A 25,527-nucleotide genomic window follows, 5' to 3' on the forward strand; every position below is an offset into this window, starting at 1 on the left:
TCGGCCTTACGTGATCGGTTATGAAACTGCTCGACTGAGGTTGAACACGCCCGATATAAGGCTGCCGGTGTTGAACAAGCCCGAGTTCAAGCCGGCAAGAAGGTTGCCCACGGTGGTGCCGGGGATACTGGTGTTTCCGATTCCCGATGTTTGGCCGTCGATGGCAGTGCCGCCGGTCGCGGTGTTGAAGAAGCCTGATATATCGGTGTTCGCGAGGGCGCCACCAGTGGCCGAGTTGAAGAAGCCGGAGATTCCGGTACCGGTATTGTTGAAGCCCGAGTTGGGCCCGGTGCCGTCGGTAGTGGCCCCGATGGTGGTATTGAGGTTGCCCGAGTTCCAGAAGCCTGTGTTTGTCTCGCCCGAGTTCCCATTGCCGGTGTTGGTTTCGCCCGAGTTCCAGAGGCCCGTGTTGTAGTCCCCTGAGTTCCCGAAGCCGGTGTTTACCGACCCCGCGTTCCCAAAGCCGGTGTTGAACGAACCCGAGTTTCCGAACCCGGAGTTTCCGGCGTCGGAGTTGCCGATGCCGATGTTGCCTGTGCCAGAATTCCCGATGCCGAGGCCGTTGAGAGTTCCTGGATTAAGTGGATTGGTGCCCGTATTGAGGATGCCAACGTTGCCTTGGCCCGAGTTGAAGAAGCCGATGTTGCCGGTGCCCGAGTTGCCGATGCCGATATTGCCGCTGCCCGAGTTCAGCAGCCCAGCGAGATTAATGCCCATCTGATTGTCGCCGGTGAGCCCGATCCCGATGTTGTTGTTGCCAGTATTGCCGAAACCGAAGTTGTTATTGCCGCTGTTGCCGGCGCCGGTGTTATTGTTGCCGGTGTTTCCGCCGCCTTGGTTTCCGTCACCAGTGTTTCCTAAGCCCCAGTTGTTGTTGCCGCCGTTGCCCAACCCCACGTTATGCCCAGGATCTGAGCTGGTGAATCCGTTACCGAGGTTCCCAAAGCCGATGTTTCCGCTACCGACGTTTCCGGCGCCGAAATTCCCGTTGCCGCTGTTCCCGCTGCCAACGTTTTGGTTGCCGGCGTTTCCGCCACCGATGTTTTGGTTGCCGTTGTTTCCGTTGCCGATGTTTTCGGTGCCGGTGTTCCCGTTGCCCAAGTTGGCGCTACCCTTGTTGCCGATGCCCAAGCTGGGCAGGTTCTGCAATGCCTGTTCCAACGGCGCCAGCTGCGCGGCCGCCGCCGATGCCCCGGCGTGATAGCCGGCCATCGCGGACACATCCGCGGCCCACATCTCCTCGTAGATGCCCTCCGCGGCCGCGATTGCCGGCGCGTTGAGCCCCAACCAATTCGACCGGACCAACTGCACAAACGCGTTGCGATTAGCCGCCACCGCCAGTGGATGCACCACAGCAGCTTTCGCCGACTCGAATACACTGGCCACCGTCCGAGCCTGACCGGCCGCCCCCTGGGTTTGGGCTGATGCCGCGCTCAAGAATCCTGCATACTGGGCCGCTGCGGCGGTCATCGCCGCCGACGCCGGGCCCTGCCACGCCTGAGTCGTCAGTTGCGAAGTCAGGGCACAAAAAGACGATGCCGCCAGCCCCAATTCCGACGCCAGGCCCCCCCATGCGGCGGCTGCTTCCAGCATTGGCCCGGAACCCGCACCGGTGTACATCCGCAGAGAATTAATTTCCGGCGCAAGCGTTGCGAAATTCACCACGGTCGACCCTCCCTGTCCGTTGTACCGGCCGCGCCGATGCGGTCGGTTTCTTGCATCGCAGCGTGGTGTAAGGACGCGACGGCGTCTAGCAGAATATTTCGAATTTGCGATTGCACCGGATGAAAGTCGAGTGGACCACGGAAAGGCGGATAGCCTACCTAAGTAAATTCGTGACAGGCGGGTTTGCTCCTACTGGACGCGGACGCGGCGATGCCACATCTTGTGGCGGCTTGGCGTTAGGCCAACCGGATGCATGCCAATGCTGCGCGGTGATCTACCCGTGCGCTGAATTTGTTGCAAGAAACCCGAATGCTGACTTGCGGTTCGAAATAGAATCTCTTTCGACCCCGTATCGTCGGCCCTTGCCGTTAGGGGTCGGGTTGATCGGCAGGAGGGCACAGCGATGTCATCGATGATGGTAAGCCCGGAGTATCTGGCGACGGCGGCCGTTGATGTTGAATCGATCGGGTCGGCGTTGCGTGCGGCCAATGCGTCGGCGGCGGCGCCGATCACAAAGGTGATGGCCGCCGGTGCTGATGAGGTGTCGGTGGCCATCGCGGCGTTCTTCGCCGCCAACGCCGAGCAATATCAGGTCCTTAGCGCGCAAGCTGCGGCATTTCATGACCGGTTTGTGCAGGCAATGAGCTTTGGCGTCGGGACCTACACCGCCGCGGAGGCGGCTAACGGTGCACCATTGCAGACCCTAAGCAGCAACGTGCTGGCTGTGCTGAACGCACGTACCGAGGCGCTGTTGGGGCGACCTTTGATCGGTGACGGCGCCAACGGGACGGCCCCGGGCGAGGCGGGCAAGCCCGGTGGATTGCTGTACGGCAATGGCGGCGACGGGGCCGCTGCCACCACGACGGGAATGTCCGGTGGTGCTGGCGGCGCTGCGGGTTTGATCGGTAACGGCGGGGCCGGCGGTGCTGGAGGCAAAGGCGCAGCGGGTGGTCGCGGCGGCGCAGGCGGCTGGCTGTACGGATCGGGCGGTGCGGGCGGTGCCGGCGGCGTTGGCGCGGACACCGTTGGTGCGACAACTGGCGGCAATGGTGGGGTTGGCGGTAATGGCGGCTTGATCGGTAATGGCGGCGATGGGGGTGCCGGCGGCAACGGCGATGAAGGTGGCGGAGTTACCCAGGACGGTGGGGTCGGAGGCGCTGGAGGTGCCGGAGGCCGCGGTGGATGGCTGATCGGCAGTGGTGGCAGCGGTGGTGATGGCGGGTATGGCGGCAGCGCATCCAACAGTGGTGGGTTCACTGGATCCGCTGCGGTCGGCGGGGCGGGCGGGGCTGGCGGGCGTGGTGGGCTGCTACACGGGGACGGGGGGGCCGGCGGCGACGGCGGCGGCGGTGGGTACGGCAACCCAAGCGGGGTTGGGCCCGGCGCGGTGGGCGGGGCAGGTGGCGCTGGTGGTGATGCGGGGCTTGACGGCGACGGCGGGGCCGGCGGAGCCGGGGGGCTGGGCGGAGATGCTATGGGTATCGATGGCGACAATATCGGGGGAGCAGGCGGCGCGGGCGGGGCTGGCGGCAATGGTGGACGCTGGCAGGGCTCCGGCGGCAGCGGCGGCGCCGGGGGCAACGGCGGCAGCGGGGTCGAAATCGGTGGCGCCGGCGGCGACGCCGGCGACGGTGGTCGCGCATCGTATGGCACCGGAGGCTCCGGCGGCGGCGGCGGCAATGGCGGTCTTGGCAACACAGCGGGCGGCGCAGGTGGACGCGGCGGCGACGGCGGAAGTTCCTGGTTGATCGGTGACGGCGGAAACGGCGGAAAGGGTGGTGCCGGCGGATTCAGCTTCCCCGCTCCCGGACCAGCGGGACCCGACGGTGCCGGCGGGAGCGGTGGACTACTAGCCGGCAAGCCCGGCATGCCAGGCGCACAAAGCGATGACGGCTAGCCGCCGGAGCGGCGGTGTACCGCTTAATCGCACAATCGGTCCCAGATGAAGGTGGTGGCTTATGGTGGAGTTCTATCAACTGCAGTACTTCCAGGCGGTAGCCGAGACCGGCACGCTGCGTGATGCCGCTGAACAGTTGGCGGTCTCTCAATCATCGGTCAGCCGAGCCATCACCATGCTCGAGTCCGAGATTGGGGTTGAACTGTTCAGCTGGCGGGGCAGGGCAAAGGAGCTCAACCGCTTCGGCAAGGCGTTCCTGCGATCGGCTCTCACTGTTCAACGAAGCCTCGAAAACGCGATTGCCGACGTCCGCCAGCTCGCGGGCGTCGATGCGGGAACTGTGGCCGTTGGTTTCCTCACCTCGCTAGGTGTGACGACTATGCCCAGACTGATCCGTCGGCATCATGATCGGTTTCCCGCAGCACGTTTCGATTTGCACCGAAATCCCGGCCGGGCACTGACGCGAGATCTCGCCGTCGGTCTCATCGATGTCTGCCTCAGCTATCCGATGGCATTTGACGAGGTGCCGGGCGTGAAGTGGCATCGTCTGTTCAACCAGCCACTCGTCGCCGTCGTCGACCAAGACCACCCACTTGCCAGCCGCAAGATGATCGGTCTAGAAGAACTCGCCGGCCAACCCTTCGTGGCCTTCGACAACCGCTACACCCTGCGACGGATCTTCGACGATGCCTGTTCGCGCCATGGCATCACTCCTACCATCGCCTTTGAAGGAACCGATATGGCAATGCTGCGCGGCCTCGTCGGATCGCGCCTGGGAGTCGGCATTTTGCCGCGAGCGGCGACGCCACCTCCGGGAGTCGTCGAGATCCCCCTCGATGACGAGGAACTGGTCAGACCGATTGCAATTGGTTGGATGGCGAATAGATATTTGCCCCCGTCGGCTGCCGCGTTCCGTGACAACGCAATAGCGTCATACGGGCTGCCCGACCGAGAATCCCACTAGGAATCTCCAGATGGACCCTGCCAGACATCGCGGAACGCAAGACCAGACACTACACCCGCCCCCTGGGGCGGCCGAAAAGGTCCATGCAAGGCGGTAGCGGCTCGCTGGACCGCCGCCGGGATCGACCGCAAGCTCATCGACGAACTGGGTACCTGCCGGTACCTCGAGTTTGCGACCACCATCTTGCTCGTCGGGCCGCCGGGCACCGGAAAGACGCATCTGTCGGTTGGATTAGCAAGGGCTGCAACTCATGCCGGGTACCGGACCTACTTCACCATTGCGGCCGATCTGACCGCACGCTGTCACCGCGCCGCGATCGAGGGACGTTGGGCCACCACGATGCGCTTCTTCGCAGGGCCGACTCTGCTCGTGATCGACGAACTCGGGTACTTACCGTTGTCTGCCGAGGCGGTCTCGGCGTTGTTTCAGGTTGTCTCCCAACGCTGCTTAGTAGAAGTTTTAAAACTCGCGGTTGTACCTGTTGAAAGACGGAAGAAGCCCAGGCGAATTCTAGAGGATAGCTAAATACCCGCTTAGCGAGGCGATTAGGCATCCGTTTGATGACCGACGCTTCGTGCCGCTTCTTTGGGTAGCACTGGCGAGTCCAAGGAATTGCATGCCGATGATGCGCCGAGGCGACCAGTCAGTTTGCATGCGCCGTAAGAAACGCGAACTTTGACTTCGAACCGGAAATACTCTGTTCTTCGATCTTGATCTTGGGGCTTCGGGTGGTTGAGTGTCGGTGCAATCTAATAGGAGGCAGCGCGATGTCGTCGGTGATGGTGATACCGGATGTTTTGGCGTCGGCGGTTATCGATGTTGAGTCGATCGGGTTGGCGTTGAGTGTTGCCAATACGTCGGCGGCGGTGCCGATCACACAGGTGGCCGCTGCCGGTGCTGATGAGGTGTCGGTGGCAATCGCGGCGTTCTTTGGGACCCATGCGCAGCAGTATCGGGTTCTGAGTGCGCAGGCTTCGGCGTTTCATGAGCGGTTTGTGGAGGCGATGAGTGCTGGGGTCGGAGCCTATAGCGCGGCGGAGGCGGCTAACGGCGCAGTGTTGCAGGCGCTGGAGCGCAACGTGCTGGCTGCGCCTAATGTGTCTACTGAGGTGCTGTTGGGGCGACCGCTGATCGGTGATGGTGCCAACGGGACGGCACCGGGAGAGGCGGGCAAGCCGGGTGGGTTGCTGTATGGCAATGGGGGCAATGGGGCGGCTGGTAGCGGTGTGGGGGTGGCTGGTGGTGCTGGTGGGGCTGCGGGTTTGATCGGCAACGGTGGGGCCGGCGGTGCTGGGGGCAACGGCGCATCGGGTGGTCGCGGGGGGGCCGGCGGCTGGCTTTACGGGTCGGGTGGTGCGGGCGGCGCCGGCGGTGTTGGCGCGGACAATCTCGGTGCGACGGCTGGTGGCAGCGGTGGGGCTGGTGGTAACGGTGGGTTGATCGGCAATGGCGGGCACGGCGGTGCCGGCGGCCTGGGCGGTGATTCCGGTGATGCGGATGGTGGGGTCGGTGGGGCGGGGGGTGCCGGCGGCCGTGGTGGGTTGCTGATCGGCGGTGGTGGCAACGGTGGTAATGCCGGGGCCGGCGGCGCCGCGACTTTCCTCTCGGGGTTTGCCGGATCCGGCGGGATGGGTGGTACGGGCGGGGCCGGGGGGTGTGGTGGGCTGCTCTTTGGGGACGGTGGGGCCGGCGGTAATGGCGGTAACGGTGGAGTGGGCAACGTAAACGGCATTGGGTCCGGTGGGGCCGGGGGTGCCGGAGGTGCCGGTGGTGATGCGGGGCTTTACGGCAGCGGCGGGGCCGGCGGAGCCGGGGCTGCGGGTGGCGACGACACGAGTGCCGACGGCGGCACCGGGGGAGCCGGCGGCGTGGGAGGAGCTGGCGGCAACGGTGGACGCTGGCAGGGCGGCGGCGGGAGCGGTGGTGCCGGGGGCAACGGCGGCACCGGTTTCGATGTCGGTGGCGCCGGTGGAGCTGGCGGTGCCGGTGGTCGTGCATCGTATAGCCGCAGCGGCGCCGGTGGTAGCGGTGGTGATGGCGGGCTTGGCAATGGAGAGGGCGGTCCAGGTGGTCGCGGCGGTGGCGGGGGAAGCTCCTGGTTGATCGGTGACGGGGGGAACGGCGGGAACGGCGGTGCCGGCGGGTTCAGCTCCGACGCAGCAGGGGCGGGTGGAGACGGTGGTGGCGGGGGAAGCTCCTGGTTGATCGGTGACGGGGGGAATGGGGGGAACGGTGGTGCCGGCGGGTCTAGCTTCAGCGCACCAGGGGCAGGTGGAGACGGTGGAGCTGGCGGCACCGGTGGATTGCTACTCGGTAAGCCCGGCACCCCCGGTGCCCGAGCCGACGGTGGCTAGAAGCTCGTGAAACGGCGTTAGGTGCATGCTGTATTGGCCGACGCCCAATGCATTTAGTCGATGTGTCACATCGAAGACCACGAGGCTGATTTAGGCATGTACTGGTTGCTCGGGCACAGATGCGTACCGGCGTTGCCATCGATCCGTTCGCCGGCCTAAGCGGTGAATCGGTAATCGTCGAGAGGGAAACGCCTACTGCGCCAATAGGCTTCGACCGTAGTGGTGGGACGCAGTGGAACGTCGCCGTTCTTGTCGAAGTAGTAGCTGTTGGCCAGCCGGCAACTGTCCTGCCAGAAGACCTGACGGTAGCGCCGGCGCATCACCTCGGCGAAATAGCGGTCGTTGGCCTTCTCGGTGACCTCGATGCGGCTGGCGCCGTCGCGCCGGGCCCGCTTCAGGCAACGGACGATGTGGTGGGTTTGCGTCTCGATGAGCGCGAAGTAGGACGACCCCACATACCCATATGGGCCGAAAACGGCGAAGAAGTTGGGATAGCCGGGAATGCTGACGCCTTCGTAGGCCTGCGTTCGATGGTCGTCCCAGAACCGGCTCAAGGACCGGCCGCCGGTTCCGATGACGGGGTAAGTGAGAACCTCGTCGGTGTCGAGCACCTTGAAGCCCGTGGCCAGCACCAGCACATCCACCTCGTGGTTGGTGCCGTCGGTGGTCGCCACCGCGGTGGGTGTGATCTTGTCGATCGGCTCGGTGACCAGCCGCACGTTGTCGCGGTTGAACGTGGCCAGGTAGGTGTTGTGGAAGCCCGGCCGCTTGCAGCCCACGGCATAGCGTGGGGTGAGTTGGTCACGCACCGCCGGATCCTTGACCTGTTGGCGCAGATAGCGCCGTCCCGCCGCGGCCATCCACCGGGCCAGCGGAAACACCTTGAAGTAGTGCGCTGCGATGGGGAAGGTCGCTTCGACGAACGCTTGGCTGAGCCAGCGCTGGACGGCTTTGCCGCCCGGAATGCGCATCATCCAGCGGACCGGCGCGGGCAAAGGCATGTCGAGCTTGGGAAAGCACCAGATTGGGGTGCGCTGAAACACGGTGAGCGCAGCGACAATTGGCGCGATCTCGGGGATGACCTGGACCGCCGAGGCGCCGGTGCCGATGACGGCGACTCGCTTGCCGGTGAGGTCCTGGCTGTGATCCCAGCGCGCGGTGTGCATGGTGATGCCGTCGAAGGAGTCGACACCGTCGATGTCGGGCAGCTTTGGCACCGTCAGCACGCCGCAGGCGTTGATCACGAACCTCGCGGTGATCTCGCCGCCGGGGTCTGTTTGCAGCCGCCATAGCCGGTTTGCTTCGTCGAATTCGGCGGCAAGGACCTTGGTGCTGAGCCGGATTCGCGACCTGATGCCGTACTTGTCGACGCAGTGTTCGGCGTACTCCTTGAGCTCGCGACCTGGTGCATAGGTTCGGGTCCACTCGGAACTCTGCTCAAACGAGAACTGATAGGAAAACGACGGAATATCCACTGCAATACCGGGATAGGTGTTCCAATACCACGTGCCGCCCACTCCGTCGCCGGCTTCGATTATCAAGTAATCGTGAAAACCCGCCTGGTCGAGTTTGATTGCCGCGCCGATCCCGGAGAATCCCGCGCCGACGATCAGGATGTGGTACTCGGGCCGGTCCGTCATCGGCGCCTCCTTCCTATGAGGTGCAGTCCGTGCTTGGGACGCAGGGTAAGCGTCGCCTCGCGTTCGACGGGGTGGTCGGGCGCTACGTCAAAGGTGAAGCGCTGACTCATGATTGCGGCCATCAGAACCATTTCCATCAGGGCGAAGCTTTGCCCGATGCAGCTGCGTCGGCCACCGCCGAACGGCAGATATGCCGACCGAGGACGGGTTTTGCCGGCGACCGGGTCAACGAACCGGTCCGGATCGAATCGTTCCGGCTCGGGCCACCAGCGGGGGTCGTGGTGGATGTGGTGGATCGGAATGACGACGGTGGTGCCGCGGCGAATGTGGTGTCTGTCGATGACGTCGTCGTCGATGGCCTCCCGGGCAATAATCCACACCGAAGAAAGGTAGCGCTGCGACTCCTGTACGCACGCGGTCGTCCACGGCAGTTGGCCCAAGTCGTCGGCGGTCGGACGGCGCATCCCCAACACCTCGTCCAGCTCGGCGAGCATCCGGTCGCGGGCATCGGAGTTGACCGCCATCAGATACCAGAACCACGACATGGCGTTCGCGGTGGTTTCATGACCGGCGAGCATGAAGGTCAGCGCCTCGTCACGGACCCGCCGACGCGGCCACGATCCGCCTTCGGCGCGCAGCAACACGTTGAGTAGGTCATTGGCGTCGGTCGGGTGGGCTCTGCGCTGATCGATTACCGAGTTGACCGCGCGGTCCAGCGTCAGCGTGATTTCTTGCATCTCCCGCAACGGCGGCGGTAGGTGCACACCCGCGTAGGTGCACCAGACCAGCGCGTCGTAGACCGGCTGCGGCATCAGGCCCCAGAGTCCAAGGCGCTCCAGCTTTTCCGCACGCCGCAGTCCGCGGGTCGCCAGATCGTTCATGCTCTGGACCAACGGCCCGAAGTCCTGGCTGAACAAGGCATTGGCGACGACACGCAAGGTGGCCTCCACCATCGTCTCGTGCATGTCGAACCGCACGCCGGCCACCAGCCCGGCGGTGACATCTGCGATCGGGTCGATCATCAGGTCGACGAGCCCGTTGAGGTGGCGCCGGGCAAAGCTCGGGTTCAGTACGCCGCGATGTCTTGCCCACGAATCGCCCTCGTCGGTGAGCAGGTTGAGACCGGCCGTGGCCCGGATCGGCCCGTATTCGTCGGACTTGACGTATTTCAGCCGCGCCTGATGCAGCACATGGTCGACGTAATCGGGATGGCTGATCGAGACGAAACGCCTTCCACCACAACGAAATCGGGCGATATCGGTGCCGCGCAGCCGACCGAGGAAGCCGTCGCCGGCGTCGAACCCGATGGTGAGTGCTTCCTTTGTCATAGTCCAGGTGCTCAGCCGTCTGGCCGGTCCCCGCAGGGGCCGCCCGGCGGTCAGAGTGGCCATGCCTCCACTGTAGGGATGACGCGGGCGGTCGGTAATGAGACTATGGGACACAGACTTGGGAATTTGGGACAGCTCATGGAGCATTTGTTGCCGCAGGCCGGGCTACGTCATCCGGTGTACGCCACCCGAGCGCTGTGCGAGGTGGCCAATGAGCGCGGGGTGTCGACCGCCGATGTGCTGAGGGGCACCTCGATCGAGCCGGCGCACCTCGACGACCCCGACGCCATGGTCAGTGCGTCCGACGAGATCGTGGCCGTGCGCAGGCTGCTAACCCGGCTTCCGAACCAGCCGGGCATCGGGATCGACGTGGGCAGCCGGTTCACGCTCACCCACTTCGGGTTGTTCGGGTTTGCCGTGATGTCGTGTGCCACCCTTCGTGAATTGCTTACCATCGCGATGCGCTACTTCGCGCTGACCACCATGCAGGTCGGCATCACGTTGTTAGAAACCGCCGAAGACTGCCTGGTCGAACTGGACGCCAGCCACCTGCCCGCCGACGTGCGGGGGTTTTTCATCGAGCGCGACGTCGCCGGAATCCTGACGACGACAACAAGTTTCACGCTGCCGGTAGCGGAGAAATATGCAGACCAGGTATCGGCGGAACTGGCGATCGACGAGGAGCTACTGCGCCCACTGCTCGAACTCGTGCCGGTCCACGACGTGGCATTCGGCCGCGCGCACAACCGACTGCACTTCCCGCGGGCGATGTTCGATGAGCCGTTGCCGCAAGCGGATCGCCACACGTTGGAGATGTGCATCGCGCAGTGTGACGTGTTGATGCAGCGCAATGAGCAACGCCAGGGCATTACTGCGCTGGTACGCACCAAGCTATTCCGGGATTCGGGGCTTTTCCCGACGCTTCCCGATGTTGCCGCCGAGCTCGACATGCATCCGCGGACGCTGCGGCGCCGACTTGCCGAGGAAGGCACCTCTTTTCGGGCCTTGCTGAACGAAGCGCGCTCGGCGGTGGCCGTCGACTTGCTGCGCAATGTGGGACTGACGGTGGAGGAAGTGTCCAGGCGCCTGGGCTACACCGAAGTCTCGACGTTCTCGCACGCGTTCAAACGCTGGTACGGCGTTGCGCCCAGCGCGTATTCGCGCCGCGGGTAGGTTGCCCGTTGCCGCCATTGCCATACAGGAGCCCGCCAGGCGCGCCGGCCTGCCCTGGCGTCGTACCGTCTGCGCCGTTGCCGATCAGCGGGCGGCCCAGCAGCGCCTGGGTGAGCGCGTTGATCGCGTTGAGCAGCTGCTGCTCGACGTTGGCCGTCTCGGCGGCCGCATAGGCACCCGATGCCGAATTGAGGGACTGCACGAACTGGGCGTGCAGCGCCGCCGCTTGGGCGCTGAGTGCTTGATAAGCCTGGCCGTGGGCACCGAACAGCGCCGCAATCGCGGCCGATACCTCATCAGCGCCGGCCGCAAGTATCCCGGTGGTGGGAAGGGCTGCGGCCGCGGTGCCGCGCTGATCGTCGACCCGATACTTGCCAGGTCCGAAGCGGCTGCCGTCACAAACTCCGGCACGGCTATCACATACGACATTTCGCACCTCCGAGTACCGGTTTGCTAATGCGGGCGGAGTGTTATGGCGATCCCGGCACTCGGCGAGGCCGAATGCCGTACCCATGGGCAGTACGTACAACGATCTCCTTGCATCGCGGCCGATTCGCCCAACGAGTTCGAATGCTCTCGGGGCGAGGGGTCCCTGTCTGGTCGTCTGCGTCGCCCCGTCGCGGGTGTCGCACTGTACGGCGATTCCGCCGACGATGAGAGAATTCCGCACATGACCGACGTTGCGACGCGGACCGCCGAGGCCGTCGAGATGCTGCAGCGTCATGGCGCCGTGTTCGCTTATTTGCATGGCAGCCGAGCGACGGGTACGGCACGACAAACGTCCGATATCGATATCGCCGCGTACTTCGGCGTGCGGCCGCCGCAAGCATTCGAGCTTCTGCTGCCGTCGGGCGTCGACCTGCTGGTGCTGGATGAAGCTCCCCTCGAGATCGCCGGCCGGGTTGCGTTGCACGGGTCGCTCCTCTTCGAGACGGATCGACAGGCCCGCGTCGTTTGGGAGGCGACGACTCGCAAGATCTACCTCGATGAACTGCCACGAATCAACCGGGCCCATCGAGAGTTTGCGGACGCGGTGCGCCGTGGTCGATGAAACCCGTATTCTCCGGCTGCTGCGTGGTATTGCCGACGATTTAGCGGTTCTGCGGCGCGAATCGGCGGCCGACCAGGCGCGCCGGGCCGACCCGATCTGGTTGCGCGGCGTCAAGTACACCTTCATCACGGCAATCGAGGCCTGCATCGATATCGGGCAGCACATCTGCTCGACGCGAGGCTGGGGACCTCCGTCTGACAACGGCGACGCACTGCAGTTACTCGGGGCTCACGGGGTTCTCACCGCTGATCTCGCGGACGCCATGCGCAAGGCCGTGGGATTTCGAAACGTCCTTGTGCACGAGTACATCCAGGTTTCCGACGACATCGTCATCGGCAGACTTGGCAACCTCGAGGATCTCGAACGATTCGTTGAGCAGGTGGCTGCATTCGTTGACACTGAGTCGCCGGGACCCCAGCAGGTTTAGTCATTCTCCCGTCGTTGCGCAGCCATTGCAAACGGTGCTCGTAACCCCGCGAACATGGGGAAATGCCGCACGTTGAGGGTCGCGAGATGCAGGCCCTGGACGTCTGCGGTAGCGGCAATGAGATAGTCGCCCAGTCCGATCCTGTTGTGGCTGCGGCGATATTGGCGCATCAAGTCTCCGGCACGGCGTGCGATGATCTCGGTCGCTGGTTCCGCGCGAAAAGATGCCAGCAGGCGCCATACTTCGCGTCGCTCGACGGTCCGCATGCCGCCGATGAGTTCGGCGATCGACACCACGCTGATCGCCAGCGGTCCGTCCTTACGAGCGTCGACAAGCCAGTCGCGGGCCGCGGCGACACCCCGCAAATGCGCGATGAGTACATCTGAGTCGACCAAGATCATGAGGTAGCGCGCCACATTTGAGCAAGGTGCTCTTCGCGGCCGCCGCGGCGGCGTGCCGGCGGGTCGAGGTCGTGAAGCACACCGAATGACTCGTTGATCGCGTTGAGGTCCGCCGTGAGATCGTCGGCACCGCTGGTAAGGGCGCGGTTCAGAAGTTGGCGGATGAGTTCGGCCCGCGACACGCCTGCTTGCTCGGCCAACCTGTCGAGGCTCGCCGTCTGCTCCTCGTCAAGGTAGATGTTGGTGCGCCTCATACACCACATCATACACCAGTATTGGTGAGGTGGAGGGGCGCCGAGGGGTGCGACGTCGCGGTTTGGCTGTGATATCAGCCGGGGATGCCGTCGGTTCCGGGGTGGCCCGGCTGGCCGAACAGCGTTCCGGCGGCGCCGCCGGCGCCGCCGTCGCCGCCGGTGCCGGGGGTTCCATTGTTGCCGGCTCCACCGGTTCCGCCGGCCCCGCCGTTGCCGCCGTTGCCGAGCAGGAGGGCGGCCGCGCCGTTGCCGCCGGTCCCGCCCGTCCCGCCGGTGCCGTCCGCTCCGGCGGTGCCGCCGTTGCCACCGGTCCCGCCCGCCCCGGCATCGCCGATCAGCCCTGCAGCACCGCCGTGACCGCCGCCTCCACCGGCACCGCCGGTGCCGAACTGGGTGAGGCCGTCGCCGCCGTTGCCGCCGGCCCCGCCGCTCCCACCGGTCCCGTACAGCCGTCCGCCGGCGCCGCCGGCCCCGCCCGCGCCGCCAACCGCGCCGTTGGTGCCATCCAGCCCAGCGCTGTGCCCGCCGGCCCCGCCGGTGCCGCCGTCGCCGATCAGCCCGGCGGAGCCGCCGGCCCCGCCGTCGCCGCCGACCCCGAGCAGGCCGGTGGCGGTCCCGCCGTCGCCGCCGGCCCCGCCGTTGCCGATGAGCCATCCGCCGGTGCCGCCGGCGCCACCCGCGGCGAAGTTGGTGCCGAAAGCGCGTCCGCCCACTCCGCCGTCCCCACCGGCGCCGCCGGTGCCGATCAGCCAGGCGTTCCCGCCGGCCCCGCCGATGCCGCCCGCTCCGCCTTGCCCACCGTCGCCACCGGCGCCGCCGTTGCCGATCAGCCCGGCCGCCCCGCCGGCACCACCCGTGCCTCCGGTATCCGGCACGGCTTTGCCGCCCCCACCCCCGCTTTGCCCGCCGGTCCCGCCGGCTCCGCCGTTGCCCCACAATCCGCGGCCGTCGCCGCCCGTGCCGCCCTGCCCACCGGCCCCCTCCCGGCTTAGGCCGTTTCCGCCATGCCCGCCGAATCCGCCGGCGCCGGCGTCGCCGTGGAGCCAGCCGCCGCCGCCTCCGGCGCCGCCGGTGCCGCCGGCCCCGCCGATGCCGGTCTTGCCTCCGCCGAACCCGCCTTGTCCGCCGTTGCCGCCGGCCCCGCCGCTGCCCCACAGCCCGGCGGCACCACCGGCACCTCCGTTTCCGCCGGTGCCGCCGGGACCGGTGCCGCCGTCGGGCACACCAACACCGCCGATTCCGCCATTCCCGCCGTTGCCCCACAGCCATCCGCCGGCCCCGCCAACCCCGCCGGCCCCGCCGGTCCCACCCAGCCCGCCGGCCCCGCCGTTGCCGATCAGCCCGGCCGCCCCGCCGGCGCCACCGGCTTGACCGGGGGCGCCGGAGCCGCCGTTGCCCCCGTTGCCGTACAAGATCCCGCCGGCCCCGCCGGCCTGCCCGGTTCCCGGCGCCCCGTCGGCGCCGTTGCCAATCAACGGGCGGCCCAGCAGCGCCATGGTCGGCGCGTTGATCGTGTCCAGCAGCTGATGCTGGACGTTAGCGGCCTCGGCGCCGGCATATGCGGCTCCCGCGTCCGTGAGGGCCCGCACGAACTGCTGGTGAAACGCGGCCGCCTGGGCACTCAGTGTCTGATAGGTCTGGGCGTGGGTGCTGAACAGCGCCGCAACCGCCGCCGATACCTCGTCAGCACCAGCCGCCAGCACACTCGTGGTGGCTGTTGCGGACGCGGCGTTGGCCGCGCTGATCGTCGAACCGATGCCAGCCAGATCCGTCGCCGCTGCGCCTAGTATTTCCGGCTGTGTAAACAAAAACGACATAGCCGTCTCCGTGATCCATTGGTTATTTGGGAATGAGCGGATTGCTGTGATGGTGCGGGATAGGCGCAAGTCAAACACGCGATATCATTCGAAATGTTATAGAAAAGTTATAGGTGATCTTGACCTTGTAAAATTGTTCGACAAAGCGCGCTGACTTTAATGTCGACTTCTTTATCAATACCGCGGCGCATCGGCGGCGACGGCTACTCGCGCAGTCACCCGCCGGTGCGCCCGATGCCGACGGGATCGATCAGTCGCGTTCACTCCGGCCGCGCCGTTGCCGCCATTGCCATACAGGATCCCGCCGGGCACGCCGGCCTGCCCGGGCGCCGTTCCGTCTGCGCCGTTGCCGATCAGCGGGCGCTCGAACAATGCCTGGGAGGGTGGCGTTCACCGCGTCGAGCAGACTGTGCTCGACGTTGGGGGCCTCGGCGGCCACATAGGCGGCCGCGCCCGCAGGCCCAGCGTGTAGGGCGGTCCCGGCACCCGGCGGTGCCGAACTGCAACGTTACGTCGGCGGGTGTCGCGTGACACGCTGATTCTGTCGGTGATGAGAGAATTCGCCCATGACCGCCGTCGCGACGCGGACCGCCGATCCCGTCGAGCGAGCTTGCGCTAAGAGTGCAGCGCTTTCTTCAAAGCCATCAGCCCGCGGTTAGTCGACTCTGCCGCGGCGGGCACCACCAGCGCGAAGTTGACGTAGCCGTGGACCATGTTCGGCTCGTTGCTCAGCTCGACCGGAACCCCGGCGGCGTTGAGCAGCTCGGCGTAGCGGGCTCCGTCATCGCGCAGCGGGTCGTGTTCGGCGGTACCGATAAAGGCCGGCGGCAGGCCGGACAGGTCAATGGCGTTAGCCGGGCACAAGGTGGCGGGGAGCGCGGTGTGGTCGTCAGTGATATCGACGTTCGGTACATACCAGCTCAGGAACGCGTCGATGACATCGCGGTCCAGGATCGGTGCGTTAGCGTTTTCGGTGAAGGACGGCAGCGATAGGTCGCCCGTAACCGACGGGTACCACAGCAGCTGGAAGGCCAGCGAGGGCCCGCTGTTATCACGGGCCAGCTGCGCCATGACCGCGGCGATATTGCCGCCCGCGGAATCACCGCCGACGGCGATCCGGCTGGGATCACCGCCCAGCTCGGTGGCGTGCTCGCCGATCCAGCGCAATGCCGCCCAGCTGTCATCGATCCCGGCCGGGAACGGATGCTCGGGAGCAAGCCGGTAATCAACGGCTACCACGATCGCGTCCGCCCCGACGGCGTGCGCCCGGGCGACGTGGTCGTGAGTATCGAGGCTGCCGAGGCACCAGCCACCGCCGTGGTAGTAGACCACGATGGGCAGGCCCTGATCCGCCGGGACTGGCGGCCAGTAGATCCGCACCGCAATGTCGGTCAAGTCGCCATATCCAACGGTCCGATCCTCGATCCTCAGCTTCGCAAGCAATTCCGGAGGTACCTTCATCGCGGCGAGCCGCTCGCGGGCGACCTCCACGCCGTCGGCCGCGGTGAAGGTCAGCGGAAACGTATCGAGCAGCATCTTCAGGATGGGATCGATGCCGGGTCGGGTAGCGGTCGGCTCGGTCATGGGCATACGGTACGCAAACCTCGGATCTAACCGTGCAGCGCAACGCGCAACGCGGCTAGTCCGCGATCTAGCGCGGCCGTGGCAGCGGGCACCACACCGGCGTAACCGACGTAGCCGTGCACCATGGTCTCGGCGTTGTGCACCTCGACGGGGACACCCGCGGCGGCCAACAGCTCGCCGTACCGGATGCCGTCGTCGCGCAACGGGTCGTGACCCGCCACGCCGATGTAGGCAGGTGGCAGGTCGGCCAGGTTCTCTGCGCGGCCCGGAGCCATCGCTGCCGGCGGGTCGGATAAGTCGACTTCGCCTGCGTACCAACGGGAGAACGCGGCGATGGCCTTGGCATCAAGGATCAGCGCGGTGGCGTTCTCGGTGAACGACGGTAGCGATTCGTCCCACATCGTGGAGGGATACCACAACAGCTGGAAGGCGATCGGTGGCGCTTTCTCGTCGCGCGCTCGCTGCGCGATCACCGCGGCAATGGTAGCGCCGGCCGAATCGCCGGCGACGGCCATCCGCGCGCTGTCGGCTCCGATCTGCCGACCGTGCTCGGCCACCCATAGCGTTGCGGCCCAAGCGTCTTCGATGGCAGCGGGGTAGGGGTGTTCGGGTGCCAGCCGGTAGTCCACCGACACGACCACCGCGTCCGCGCCGACGGCATGCTGACGGCAGGAGCCGTCGTGGGTGTCGAGATCGCCCATGACAAAGCCGCCGCCGTGGAAGTAGAGCAGCACGGGTGCGACGGCCGTGCGATCGGAACTGCTTGGCGGCCAATATATCCGGATGTCCAGAGCGCCCGCCGGCCCGGTGATTGCCCGCTCCTCGACCCGCAGCTCGGGGTGCACCGCTCGGCGCGGTAGGTTCCGTAACCGCTGGCGCACCGCGTCGATTCCATCGTCGGTTGATAGCCGAAACGGAACCGCATCCAGTACCTTCAGCAGGATGGGGTCGACATCGGGTTTCTCGGCGGCGGCGTTGTCCAAACTACGCATGCAGGTACCGTACGCACCTCGTCTAGTCGCCGGCTTCTGGGTGGCCGCCGGTTGGGCAGCACTCGCCTACGGCGTCTTCCTGACCGTGATCGCTATGCGGACGCACCCCGGAACGGAGCTGACCGGGCACTGGTTCCTGCAGCCGCCGTTCAAGGCATCGATGGCTCTGCTACTGACGATCGCCGCGGTTGCGCACCCCATCGTCCGTGAGCGTCGCTGGCTGATGCCCGCGCTACTGTTCTCGGCCGCCGGTGACTGGCTGTTGGCGATCCCGTGGTGGAGCCAGTCGTTCGTTTTCGGTCTGGGCGCATTCCTGTTGGCGCACTTATGTTTTCTAGGCGCAATGCTGCCGCACGTGGCTCCGTCGCGCCCGCGTATCGCCGCCGCCGTCACGATGCTCTTGGCGTCGTTGGCAATGTTGGTTTGGTTGTGGCCGCACCTGGAGAAGCTCACGATTCCCGTGACGGTCTATATCACCGCGATCTGCGCAATGGTGTGCACCGCGCTCTTGGCGCGGCTGCCGACAATTTGGACCGCGGTCGGCGCGGTATCTTTCGCGGCGTCGGATTCGATGATCGCAATCAGTCGATTCATTCTGGGCAACGAGGTGTTGGCGGTACCGATCTGGTGGTCTTATGCCGCGGCGGAGATCCTGATTACGGCCGGATTCTTCTTCGGTCGCGAGGGCCTAGAGCCTGCCGAGAGCTGATTGTCGGCGGCTGGCGGCGTGGTGGGCTTTGACTGTGCGTTCCGGGCGACGACCGCCGGCGTGTCGTCGCCCTGGATGCGTACTCGACGCCTTAGCTGCATGTTCGAGAAAGATGTTGTGTAGCAACATGTTCTGGTCGTGGGCTTGTTGTCATCGCCGGCTGATTGGATCGCTGTGACCCGAATCAGTACCGCCAGAACGCCCATTGAGGTCGAACCGATAGCGCGCGTGCTGCCGATGCTGTCGGTGCCGCACCTGGATCGCGACTTCGACTACCTGGTATCCGCCGAGCAGTCCGACGATGCCCAGCCCGGGGTGCGGGTGCGGGTGCGGTTCCACGGTCGGCTAGTCGACGGGTTTGTGCTGGAACGCCGCAACGACACCGACCATCACGGCAAACTGGGCTGGCTCGATCGCGTCGTGTCGCGCGAACCGGTGCTCACCACCGAAATCCGACGGCTGGTCGACGCGGTGGCGGCGCGCTACGCCGGGACCCGGCCGGACGTCCTGCGCTTGGCGGTGCCCGCGCGGCACGCGAGAGTGGAGCGGGAAACCGCCCTCCCGCCGGGCACGCCCGTCGTATCCCCGGTTGACCCGTCGGGCTGGGAGGTCTACGGCCGCGGCGGACGATTCCTGGCCGCCCTGGCGCAGGCACGCGCCGCGCGGGCCGTCTGGCAGGCCCTGCCGGGCGAGCGGTGGGCCGACCGATTCGCCGAGGCCGCGGCGCAGACCGTCCGGGCGGGGCGCACCGCCCTGGCGATCGTGCCCGATCAGCGTGATCTGGACGCGCTGGGAGAGGCCGCCGTAGCCCGCATCGGCGAGCAGCACGTGGTGGCGCTGTCGGCCGGGCTGGGGCCGGCCGCACGCTACCGGCGCTGGCTGGCGGCCCTGCGGGGCCGCGCGCGGCTGGTGATCGGTACCCGCAGCGCGGTGTTCGCGCCACTGCACGACCTGGGGCTGGTCATGGTCTGGGGAGACGGTGACGACACGCTCGCCGAGCCGCGAGCACCCTATACGCACGCCCGGGAGGTGGCGATGCTGCGCGCGCATCAGGCGCGGTGTGCGGCGCTGATCGGCGGCTACTCCCGGACCGCCGAGGCGCATGCGCTGGTGCGCACCGGTTGGGCGCACGACATCGTCGCGGCCCGGCAGGTGGTGCGCGCGCACACGCCCCGCGTGGTTGCCCTCGACGACAGCGGATACGCCGACGAGCGCGACCCGGCCGCCCGCACCGCGCGGCTGCCGTCCGTCGCGCTGCAGGCGGCCCGCTCGGCGCTGAAGGCCGGCGCGCCGGTACTGGTCCAGGTGCCGCGCCGCGGATATGTGCCGTCGCTGGCCTGCGGGCGCTGCCGCGCGATCGCCCGCTGCCGGCACTGCACCGGGCCGGTGTCGCTACAAGACCGCGGGCAGCGCACCGTGTGCCGCTGGTGCGGGCGGATGGACCCGACGCCTCGGTGCGCACGCTGCGGCTCGGATGCGGTTCGTGCGGTAGTCGTGGGGGCCCGGCGCACCGCCGAAGAGCTGGGGCGCGCCTTCCCGGGTACCGCGGTGATCACCTCGGCGGGCGACACCGTCGTGCCGGATGTCGGAGCCCGGCCGGCCGTGGTGGTGGCCACCCCGGGCGCCGAACCCCGCGCGTCCGGCGGCTACGGGGCCGCGCTGCTGCTCGACACCTGGGCGCTGCTGGGTCGGCAAGATCTCCGCGCAGCCGAGGACACCCTGTCGCGCTGGATGGCCGCGGCGGCGCTGGTGCGTTCTCGCGGTGACGGCGGCGTGGTGACGGTGGTTGCCGAATCATCCATCCCGACAGTGCAATCGCTCATCCGGTGGGATCCGGTGGGACACGCCGAAGCCGAATTGGTGGCCCGAACCGAAGTGGGCCTGCCGCCCAGTGTGCACATGGCCGCGCTGGACGGCACAGCCGAGGCGGTGACGGCGCTGCTTGATCAGGCCCGGTTGCCCGATGACGCCGAACTGCTAGGCCCGGTAGAACTGCCGTCGGGTGTCCGGCGCCCGGCGGGCACCGCCGCCGGCGCGCCGGTCACCAGGATGTTGGTGCGGGTGCGCCGCGAGCAGGGCCTGGAGTTAGCCGCGAGCCTGAGGCGCGGCGTCGGGGTGCTCAGCGCGCGCCAGACACACGATCCGGTGCGGGTGCAGATCGATCCGCTGCAGATTGGTTAGGCGACGAATCGTCCGGCGGTAACGGCGGCACGGGCGGACCCGGCGGCGGATCTGCACCAGGGGTGACGGCGGTCGCGGCGGAGACCGCGGCACCGGTGGCCAAGGCGCGGAGTTTTTCGGCTACTACTACGACGGGGCCGGCACCGTCGGCGGTAGCGGACGATCCGCCGGAAACCCAGGCAGCGGCGGCGCCGGCACACCCTCCGGCAGCCTGGGCAGCGAGGGCAACGACGGCGCCTCGGGCCCGCCCGGAAAGTACGGAGGGATCAGCTAGTGGCCGGCTAGTGGTCCCCCCGCTTGCGGGCGGTGAAAATCAGGTATTGCCACTCCATTACGCCGTCGACTAAGTATTCGCTGCACAGTGCGCTGAGTTCTCCGTCGAGCTTTGCGACGAGCTCGACGTCGTCGGCGATATTGCGGTACGCGTTGATCACCGGTCCGTAGTAGTTCTTGATGTAGTCGCGGCACTCTTCGGGAACGTTGAACCGGTCGACTTTCAGCGAGTCGCGCAGGATTCGAACATCGGTGACGTGGTCGCGAAACAGGTCGGTCACGTACTCCTCGTTTCCCCACCACACCTCCTGGGGAGCTCCCACGGGCAGGGTCGGGCGATAAGGCCTGACGGCAGAAAGCAACTGGCCGATGAATCCCTCGGGCGTCCAGCTTAGGACGCTGATCTTCCCGCCTCGCCGGCAAACTCGTGCCAGCTCGTCGGCGGTGCGCTGATGACGGGCGGCGAACATCGCTCCGATAGTCGAGAGCACCGCGTCGAATTCGCAGGCGCCAAACGGTAGGGTTTCCGCGTTGGCTTCCCGCCAGCCGAGCTCCAAGCCCGCCGCCGCCGCCCGCGCCTGGGCGCGGCGTAACAGCTCCGGTGTCAGGTCACTGGCAATGACGTGGGCGCCCCCCGCGGCGGCGGGGATCGCCAGGTTGCCGGTACCGGCGGCCACGTCGAGCACGCGATCGCCAGGTCGAATACCACTGGCGGACACCAGGATTGGGCCAAGTGGGGCCAACAACTCCTCGGCATAGGTGGTGTAGTCGCCCAGTATCCACATGGCGCGAGGCGTTGCTGCGGGGGCCTGGCGCTCGCTGATCGTTGCGTCGGTAGACATTGGATCTCCTGCTCGATGAAGTGGAGCCCAATCCCGACCATGCCCGTGGGCGATTCTATACATCGGAAATAATCGATGTCTACGATTGTGGTTGTTACACTTGCTCTGCTATCGCCCGTGAAGTGCGACAACGAAGTTGACGGCCCGGGAGACCGGGGAAGGGGGCCCGCGATGCCAGCAGAAAACGCAACGGCAGCCGACGAGTCATTGGATGCGATCACCGATTCATTGCTGACAGCATCGCGGTTGCTGGTGGCGATCTCCGCTCATTCAATCGCGCTGGTCGATGAAACCATTACTATTCCGCAGTTCCGCACCCTGGTGATTTTGGCCAATCAGGGTCCGATCAACCTGGCAACGCTGGCAACGCTACTCGGTGTCCAGCCCTCGGCGACCGGCCGGATGGTCGACCGGCTGGTCAGCGCGGGGATGATCGACCGCCTGCCGCACCCGACTTCTCGTCGCGAACTGCTCGCGGCGCTGACCAAGCGTGGACGAGAAGTCGTCGCAAAGGTCACCGCGAACCGGCGCGCCGAGATCGCTCGGATAGTGGAGCAGATGCCGACGGCGGAACGCCACGGGCTGGTGCGTGCCCTCAAGGCGTTTACCGCCGCCGGCGGCGAGCCGGACGCGCACGTCTATCTAGACGAGGTGTAGCGCTGGTCACCGCTTTTCTGCGGTGACCAGCAAGTACTCCCATTCCATGACGCCGTCGGTGAGGTATTCCGCGGCGAGTTCGACCAGTTGGGCGTCGAGTTCGGCGGCCAACACGGCGTTGTCGCCGATGTTTGCGTAGGCCTCGATCGTCGGACCGTAGTTGTTCTTGAAGTAGTCGTGGACCGCCTGCGCGGTGGCGAAACGCGTGACCTCCAGCGGTGCGCGCTCAGTGGTCACAGCGGTGACGCCATCGCCGAGCAGCCCGGTGACGTAGGCCTCACGCCCCCACAGCGCCGACGGGGGCAACGCCGCCGACATGCTCGGCCGATAGGGGCGGAGGGCGGCCAGCATCCGGCCGAAGTACCCTTCCGGGGTCCAGCTGATCACGCCGATCGTCCCGCCCGGCCGGCAAACCCGGACCAGCTCGTTGGCGGCACACTGGTGGTCCGGCGCGAACATGATGCCAATCGCCGACATCGTGATATCGAATTCGCCGTCGCCAAACGGCAGGGCTTGGGCATTGGCTTCCTGGTACGTAAGCGTCAACCCCTGCTCTGCGGCCCTGGCCTTGGACCGCTCCAACAGCTCCGGCGTGAGGTCGGTCGAAACGACGGTGGCGCCGGTCTTGGCGGCAGGAAGCGAAATGTTGCCGGAGCCGGCGGCGACGTCGAGAACCCGAAGGCCCGGCCCAATGCCTGCTGCGGCGACCAGGATTGGACCGAGCGGCGCCATTACCTCTTCTGCCATCAAGGCGTAGTCGCCCAGGGCCCACATCGCGGCGTGGGTAGCTGCGAGCGTCTTGTCCTCACGGACGGGTGTGTCGATGGTCATCGGGATCTCCTGCCAAGTAGAGGGGAAGTGGCGGTGTACTTCGACGACGTCGTCGGCTTACTAAGCGTGCCCACTGCATACAGTATGCATCAGCAATAGTGTACAGCGCTTATATTTGGGCAGGCCGGGGTTGTGGTCCGTGCCACAGTTCATGTTGGTGAGGCGCGGCTTCCTAGACTTGTGCCCGTGCGCCTCGTTTTCGCCGGCACGCCCGCTCCCGCGCTACCCGCGCTGCGTCGCCTCATCGACTCGCCTCGTCACGACGTGGTCGCGGTCCTGACCCGTCCCGACGCGGCTTCCGGTCGACGGGGCAAGCCGCAGCCGTCACCGGTGGCCCGCGAGGCGCTCGATCGCCGTATTCCGCTGCTGCGACCGCCCCGGCCGAACTCCGAGCAATTCGTTGCCGAACTGTCGGAGCTGGCACCCGAGTGCTGCGCAGTGGTGGCCTACGGAGCGCTGCTCGGCGGCTCGCTGCTGGCGGTGCCCACACACGGCTGGGTCAATCTGCACTTCTCGTTGCTGCCGGCCTGGCGCGGCGCGGCGCCGGTGCAGGCCGCGATTGCAGCGGGTGACACGATCACCGGAGCGACAACGTTTCAGATCGAGCCCAGCCTGGACTCCGGACCGGTTTATGGTGTCGTCACCGAGACGATTAAGCCATCCGATACCGCGGGCGATCTGCTTGAACGACTTGCGCTTTCGGGGGCGGCGCTGCTGTCGACCACGCTGGACGGCATCGCGGACGGGACGCTCAGGCCGCGACCGCAGGCGGCCGACGGCGTTAGCCTGGCGCCCAAAGTCACCGTGGAGCAGGCCCGGATTAAGTGGGATCTACCGGCCCCGGTTGTTGACCGGCGAATTCGAGCGGTCACGCCCAACCCGGGCGCCTGGACACTGATCGGTGACTTACGGGTCAAGATCGGACCGGTCCAGCTCGATCCCGAATCGCCAGAACCCTTGCCGCCCGGAAGAATTCACGTTGAGCGTAAGAGCGTGTGGATCGGAACCGGCTCGGATCCGGTGCGGTTGGGCCAGATTCAGCCTCCCGGAAAGAAACTTATGAATGCCGTCGACTGGGCCCGTGGCGCCCGGCTCGACCCCGCCGCGCGCGCCTCATGACCCCGACACCACAACGGCCGCGCCGCAAGCGGCTCGACCCGGCACGTCGTGCGGCGTTCGACACGCTGCGGGCGGTGAGCGAGCGCGACGCGTACGCGAACCTGGTGCTGCCCGCGCTGCTGCGCGAGCGTGGGATTACCGGTCGCGACGCTGCCTTTGCCACCGAGGTAGCCTACGGCAGCTGCCGGACCCGAGGCCTCCTGGATGCGGTCATCGGTGCCGCCGCCGCTCGTCCGCCGCAGGCCATCAATCCAGCCCTGCTCGACCTGCTCCGCCTCGGCACCTATCAGCTGCTGCGCACCCGGGTCGACGCGCACGCCGCCGTATCTACCACCGTCGAACAAGCTGGAATCGAATTCGACTCGGCGCGAGCGGGTTTCGTCAACGCCGTACTGCGGAAGATCGCCGCGCGAGACGAGCGGTCCTGGTTGGACGAGCTGGCTCCCGACCCGTCGAGCGATCCGATTGGGCATGCCGCTTTCGTGCACGCCCACCCACGCTGGATCGCCCAGGCCTTCGCCGACGCGCTGGGCGCGGCGGCCGGGGAGCTGGATGCGTTACTGGCCAGCGACGACGAACGGCCGCAGGTCCATCTGGTGGCCCGCCCCGGTGAGCTCACCGCGGCGGAGCTGGCCCAAACGGTGGACGGCACCGTCGGTCGGTATTCGCCGTATGCGGTGTACCTGTCGGGCGGCGACCCCGGACAGCTGACGCCGGTGCGCGAGGGCCGTGCCCTGGTTCAGGACGAGGGCAGCCAGTTGGTGGCCCGGGCGCTGACGCTGGCGCCGGTCGACGGCGACACCGGGCTGTGGCTGGACCTGTGCGCCGGTCCCGGCGGCAAGACCGCGCTGCTGGCCGCCCTGGCAGCCGGCTCCGGAGCCCGGGTGACCGCGGTCGAGCCGTCGGCGCACCGCGCGGACCTGGTCGTGGATAACACCCGCGGGCTGGACGTGGAGGTGCTGCGGGTTGACGGGCGGCGCAGCGCTCTCGACCCGGGGTTTGACCGGGTGCTGGTCGACGCGCCCTGCACCGGGCTGGGCGCATTGCGCCGTAGGCCGGAGGCACGCTGGCGGCGTCAGCCAGCCGATGTACCGGCGCTGGCCAAGCTGCAACGCGAGCTGCTGGCTGCCGCGATCGCCCTGACCCGGCCGGGTGGGGTAGTGCTGTATGCGACCTGCTCGCCACACCTCGCCGAAACCGTCGGGGTGGTCGCCGACGCGCTGCGCCGGCACCCGGTAGCCGTGCTGGATGCCCGGCCGCTGTTCGAGCCGGTCGCCGACGGTCTTGGCGACGGTCCCTATGTGCAACTCTGGCCGCACCGGCACGGCACCGACGCCATGTTCGCCGCCGCGCTGCGCCGCCAGTAGT

At 66.9% G+C, this 25,527-nt stretch carries 21 protein-coding genes and 3 pseudogenes; 12 read left to right on the forward strand and 12 right to left on the reverse strand.

The genetic code is table 11. The features are described 5' to 3' along the window. Positions 1-18 precede the first annotated feature (18 nt). Positions 19-1,620, reverse strand: a complete 1,602-nt coding sequence (locus tag AADZ78_RS10785) for a PPE family protein (RefSeq protein WP_420873354.1) — start codon at positions 1,618-1,620, stop codon at positions 19-21. Between the two features lie 448 nt (positions 1,621-2,068). Here AADZ78_RS10785 and AADZ78_RS10790 point away from each other — a divergent pair, with 448 nt between their 5' ends. The 4 genes and pseudogenes from AADZ78_RS10790 to AADZ78_RS10805 all read left to right on the forward strand — a co-directional run bounded on the left by AADZ78_RS10790 (position 2,069) and on the right by AADZ78_RS10805 (position 6,880). Next, on the forward strand, positions 2,069-3,562 hold the full coding sequence (locus AADZ78_RS10790) for a PE family protein (protein ID WP_204807671.1): 1,494 nt from the start codon (positions 2,069-2,071) through the stop codon (positions 3,560-3,562). 61 nt (positions 3,563-3,623) lie between these two features. After that, positions 3,624-4,526, forward strand: coding sequence for a LysR family transcriptional regulator (locus AADZ78_RS10795; protein WP_239655200.1), 903 nt, complete (start codon positions 3,624-3,626; stop codon positions 4,524-4,526). A gap of 111 nt (positions 4,527-4,637) precedes the next feature. Next, a pseudogene (locus AADZ78_RS10800) lies at positions 4,638-4,976 on the forward strand (ATP-binding protein); the annotation flags it as partial. A 317-nt stretch (positions 4,977-5,293) separates the two neighbouring features. Continuing rightward, the gene (locus AADZ78_RS10805) at positions 5,294-6,880 is read left to right on the forward strand and encodes a PE family protein (RefSeq protein WP_204803259.1); all 1,587 of its coding nucleotides are present in this window, start codon (positions 5,294-5,296) and stop codon (positions 6,878-6,880) included. 155 nt (positions 6,881-7,035) lie between these two features. On the opposite strand, the gene AADZ78_RS10810 is transcribed toward AADZ78_RS10805, so the two are convergent. Both AADZ78_RS10810 and AADZ78_RS10815 read right to left on the reverse strand, forming a co-directional pair. Further along, on the reverse strand, positions 7,036-8,520 hold the full coding sequence (locus AADZ78_RS10810; protein ID WP_085252741.1) for a flavin-containing monooxygenase: 1,485 nt from the start codon (positions 8,518-8,520) through the stop codon (positions 7,036-7,038). Next, positions 8,517-9,911: a cytochrome P450 gene (locus AADZ78_RS10815; RefSeq protein WP_085252740.1), complete on the reverse strand. Its 1,395-nt coding sequence runs from the start codon at positions 9,909-9,911 to the stop codon at positions 8,517-8,519. Before AADZ78_RS10815 ends, AADZ78_RS10810 begins: the two co-directional genes overlap by 4 nt. 75 nt (positions 9,912-9,986) lie before the next feature. On the opposite strand from AADZ78_RS10815, the gene AADZ78_RS10820 reads away from it, so the two are divergent. Next, on the forward strand, positions 9,987-11,021 hold the full coding sequence (locus AADZ78_RS10820; RefSeq protein WP_085252739.1) for an AraC family transcriptional regulator: 1,035 nt from the start codon (positions 9,987-9,989) through the stop codon (positions 11,019-11,021). 4 nt (positions 11,022-11,025) lie between these two features. On the opposite strand, the pseudogene AADZ78_RS10825 reads toward AADZ78_RS10820, so the two are convergent. Next, a pseudogene (locus AADZ78_RS10825) lies at positions 11,026-11,450 on the reverse strand (PE family protein); the annotation flags it as partial. A 241-nt stretch (positions 11,451-11,691) separates the two neighbouring features. On the opposite strand from AADZ78_RS10825, the gene AADZ78_RS10835 reads away from it, so the two are divergent. Together AADZ78_RS10835 and hepT are read left to right on the forward strand one after the other, a co-directional pair. Next, positions 11,692-12,072, forward strand: a complete 381-nt coding sequence (locus AADZ78_RS10835; protein ID WP_085252743.1) for a nucleotidyltransferase domain-containing protein — start codon at positions 11,692-11,694, stop codon at positions 12,070-12,072. Further along, positions 12,062-12,499, forward strand: a complete 438-nt coding sequence (gene hepT / locus AADZ78_RS10840; RefSeq protein WP_085252738.1) for a type VII toxin-antitoxin system HepT family RNase toxin — start codon at positions 12,062-12,064, stop codon at positions 12,497-12,499. The genes AADZ78_RS10835 and hepT overlap by 11 nt, the downstream gene beginning before the upstream one ends. Here the strand turns inward: hepT and AADZ78_RS10845 are convergent. The 6 genes and pseudogenes from AADZ78_RS10845 to AADZ78_RS10870 all read right to left on the reverse strand — a co-directional run bounded on the left by AADZ78_RS10845 (position 12,496) and on the right by AADZ78_RS10870 (position 17,547). Then, positions 12,496-12,900, reverse strand: a complete 405-nt coding sequence (locus tag AADZ78_RS10845) for a type II toxin-antitoxin system VapC family toxin (RefSeq protein WP_085252742.1) — start codon at positions 12,898-12,900, stop codon at positions 12,496-12,498. The two genes, hepT and AADZ78_RS10845, sit on opposite strands and share 4 nt — an antisense overlap. Beyond that, entirely contained in the window at positions 12,897-13,154 is a 258-nt protein-coding gene (locus AADZ78_RS10850; RefSeq protein WP_085252737.1) for a CopG family transcriptional regulator, read from the reverse strand. The genes AADZ78_RS10845 and AADZ78_RS10850 overlap by 4 nt, the downstream gene beginning before the upstream one ends. A 74-nt stretch (positions 13,155-13,228) precedes the next feature. Continuing rightward, positions 13,229-14,971: a PE family protein gene (locus tag AADZ78_RS10855; protein WP_204807669.1), complete on the reverse strand. Its 1,743-nt coding sequence runs from the start codon at positions 14,969-14,971 to the stop codon at positions 13,229-13,231. Positions 14,972-15,226: 255 nt separating this feature from the next. Beyond that, positions 15,227-15,428 (reverse strand): annotated as a pseudogene (locus tag AADZ78_RS29015) (PE family protein); the annotation flags it as partial. Between the two features lie 158 nt (positions 15,429-15,586). Further along, positions 15,587-16,555, reverse strand: a complete 969-nt coding sequence (locus AADZ78_RS10865) for an alpha/beta hydrolase (protein WP_085250303.1) — start codon at positions 16,553-16,555, stop codon at positions 15,587-15,589. Positions 16,556-16,581: 26 nt separating this feature from the next. Beyond that, on the reverse strand, positions 16,582-17,547 hold the full coding sequence (locus tag AADZ78_RS10870; protein WP_085250302.1) for an alpha/beta hydrolase: 966 nt from the start codon (positions 17,545-17,547) through the stop codon (positions 16,582-16,584). On the opposite strand from AADZ78_RS10870, the gene AADZ78_RS10875 reads away from it, so the two are divergent. Then, positions 17,546-18,256, forward strand: coding sequence for a lysoplasmalogenase (locus tag AADZ78_RS10875; protein WP_085250301.1), 711 nt, complete (start codon positions 17,546-17,548; stop codon positions 18,254-18,256). The two genes, AADZ78_RS10870 and AADZ78_RS10875, sit on opposite strands and share 2 nt — an antisense overlap. A 237-nt stretch (positions 18,257-18,493) precedes the next feature. Further along, complete coding sequence (locus AADZ78_RS10880) at positions 18,494-20,437, forward strand: primosomal protein N' (RefSeq protein WP_085250307.1); 1,944 nt, start codon at positions 18,494-18,496, stop codon at positions 20,435-20,437. 281 nt (positions 20,438-20,718) lie between these two features. Here the strand turns inward: AADZ78_RS10880 and AADZ78_RS10885 are convergent, their stop codons facing one another. Beyond that, positions 20,719-21,552, reverse strand: coding sequence for a class I SAM-dependent methyltransferase (locus tag AADZ78_RS10885; RefSeq protein ID WP_085250300.1), 834 nt, complete (start codon positions 21,550-21,552; stop codon positions 20,719-20,721). 171 nt (positions 21,553-21,723) lie between these two features. On the opposite strand from AADZ78_RS10885, the gene AADZ78_RS10890 reads away from it, so the two are divergent. After that, positions 21,724-22,209 (forward strand): MarR family transcriptional regulator, encoded by a 486-nt coding sequence (locus tag AADZ78_RS10890; protein WP_085250299.1) that lies wholly within the window; start codon positions 21,724-21,726, stop codon positions 22,207-22,209. 6 nt (positions 22,210-22,215) lie between these two features. Here the strand turns inward: AADZ78_RS10890 and AADZ78_RS10895 are convergent, their stop codons facing one another. Then, a complete protein-coding gene (locus tag AADZ78_RS10895) occupies positions 22,216-23,040 on the reverse strand; it encodes a class I SAM-dependent methyltransferase (protein WP_085250298.1) in 825 nt (274 codons plus the stop codon). Between the two features lie 186 nt (positions 23,041-23,226). On the opposite strand from AADZ78_RS10895, the gene fmt reads away from it, so the two are divergent. Together fmt and AADZ78_RS10905 are read left to right on the forward strand one after the other, a co-directional pair. Continuing rightward, a complete protein-coding gene (fmt, locus tag AADZ78_RS10900) occupies positions 23,227-24,159 on the forward strand; it encodes a methionyl-tRNA formyltransferase (protein ID WP_085250306.1) in 933 nt (310 codons plus the stop codon). Further along, on the forward strand, positions 24,156-25,526 hold the full coding sequence (locus tag AADZ78_RS10905) for an RsmB/NOP family class I SAM-dependent RNA methyltransferase (protein ID WP_085250297.1): 1,371 nt from the start codon (positions 24,156-24,158) through the stop codon (positions 25,524-25,526). The genes fmt and AADZ78_RS10905 overlap by 4 nt, the downstream gene beginning before the upstream one ends. The last annotated feature ends 1 nt before the right edge of the window (position 25,527 follow it).

The organism is Mycobacterium riyadhense, from assembly GCF_963853645.1.
GTDB classification, from domain to species: Bacteria; Actinomycetota; Actinomycetes; order Mycobacteriales; family Mycobacteriaceae; genus Mycobacterium; species Mycobacterium riyadhense.

Excerpts from the sequence above, each read along its gene's own strand:
- AADZ78_RS10785 (WP_420873354.1), bottom strand. The coding sequence starts at position 1,620 with ATGTACACCGGTGCGGGTTCCGGGCCAATGCTGGAAGCAGCCGCCGCA.
- AADZ78_RS10885 (WP_085250300.1), bottom strand. The coding sequence starts at position 21,552 with ATGTCTACCGACGCAACGATCAGCGAGCGCCAGGCCCCCGCAGCAACG.
- AADZ78_RS10845 (WP_085252742.1), bottom strand. The coding sequence starts at position 12,900 with ATGATCTTGGTCGACTCAGATGTACTCATCGCGCATTTGCGGGGTGTC.
- AADZ78_RS10795 (WP_239655200.1), top strand. The coding sequence starts at position 3,624 with ATGGTGGAGTTCTATCAACTGCAGTACTTCCAGGCGGTAGCCGAGACC.
- AADZ78_RS10815 (WP_085252740.1), bottom strand. The coding sequence starts at position 9,911 with ATGGCCACTCTGACCGCCGGGCGGCCCCTGCGGGGACCGGCCAGACGG.
- AADZ78_RS10875 (WP_085250301.1), top strand. The coding sequence starts at position 17,546 with ATGCAGGTACCGTACGCACCTCGTCTAGTCGCCGGCTTCTGGGTGGCC.
- AADZ78_RS10855 (WP_204807669.1), bottom strand. The coding sequence starts at position 14,971 with ATGTCGTTTTTGTTTACACAGCCGGAAATACTAGGCGCAGCGGCGACG.
- AADZ78_RS10880 (WP_085250307.1), top strand. The coding sequence starts at position 18,494 with ATGCTGTCGGTGCCGCACCTGGATCGCGACTTCGACTACCTGGTATCC.
- AADZ78_RS10850 (WP_085252737.1), bottom strand. The coding sequence starts at position 13,154 with ATGAGGCGCACCAACATCTACCTTGACGAGGAGCAGACGGCGAGCCTC.
- AADZ78_RS10895 (WP_085250298.1), bottom strand. The coding sequence starts at position 23,040 with ATGACCATCGACACACCCGTCCGTGAGGACAAGACGCTCGCAGCTACC.
- AADZ78_RS10835 (WP_085252743.1), top strand. The coding sequence starts at position 11,692 with ATGACCGACGTTGCGACGCGGACCGCCGAGGCCGTCGAGATGCTGCAG.
- AADZ78_RS10810 (WP_085252741.1), bottom strand. The coding sequence starts at position 8,520 with ATGACGGACCGGCCCGAGTACCACATCCTGATCGTCGGCGCGGGATTC.
- AADZ78_RS10820 (WP_085252739.1), top strand. The coding sequence starts at position 9,987 with ATGGAGCATTTGTTGCCGCAGGCCGGGCTACGTCATCCGGTGTACGCC.
- AADZ78_RS10870 (WP_085250302.1), bottom strand. The coding sequence starts at position 17,547 with ATGCGTAGTTTGGACAACGCCGCCGCCGAGAAACCCGATGTCGACCCC.
- AADZ78_RS10865 (WP_085250303.1), bottom strand. The coding sequence starts at position 16,555 with ATGACCGAGCCGACCGCTACCCGACCCGGCATCGATCCCATCCTGAAG.
- AADZ78_RS10805 (WP_204803259.1), top strand. The coding sequence starts at position 5,294 with ATGTCGTCGGTGATGGTGATACCGGATGTTTTGGCGTCGGCGGTTATC.
- AADZ78_RS10890 (WP_085250299.1), top strand. The coding sequence starts at position 21,724 with ATGCCAGCAGAAAACGCAACGGCAGCCGACGAGTCATTGGATGCGATC.
- AADZ78_RS10905 (WP_085250297.1), top strand. The coding sequence starts at position 24,156 with ATGACCCCGACACCACAACGGCCGCGCCGCAAGCGGCTCGACCCGGCA.
- AADZ78_RS10790 (WP_204807671.1), top strand. The coding sequence starts at position 2,069 with ATGTCATCGATGATGGTAAGCCCGGAGTATCTGGCGACGGCGGCCGTT.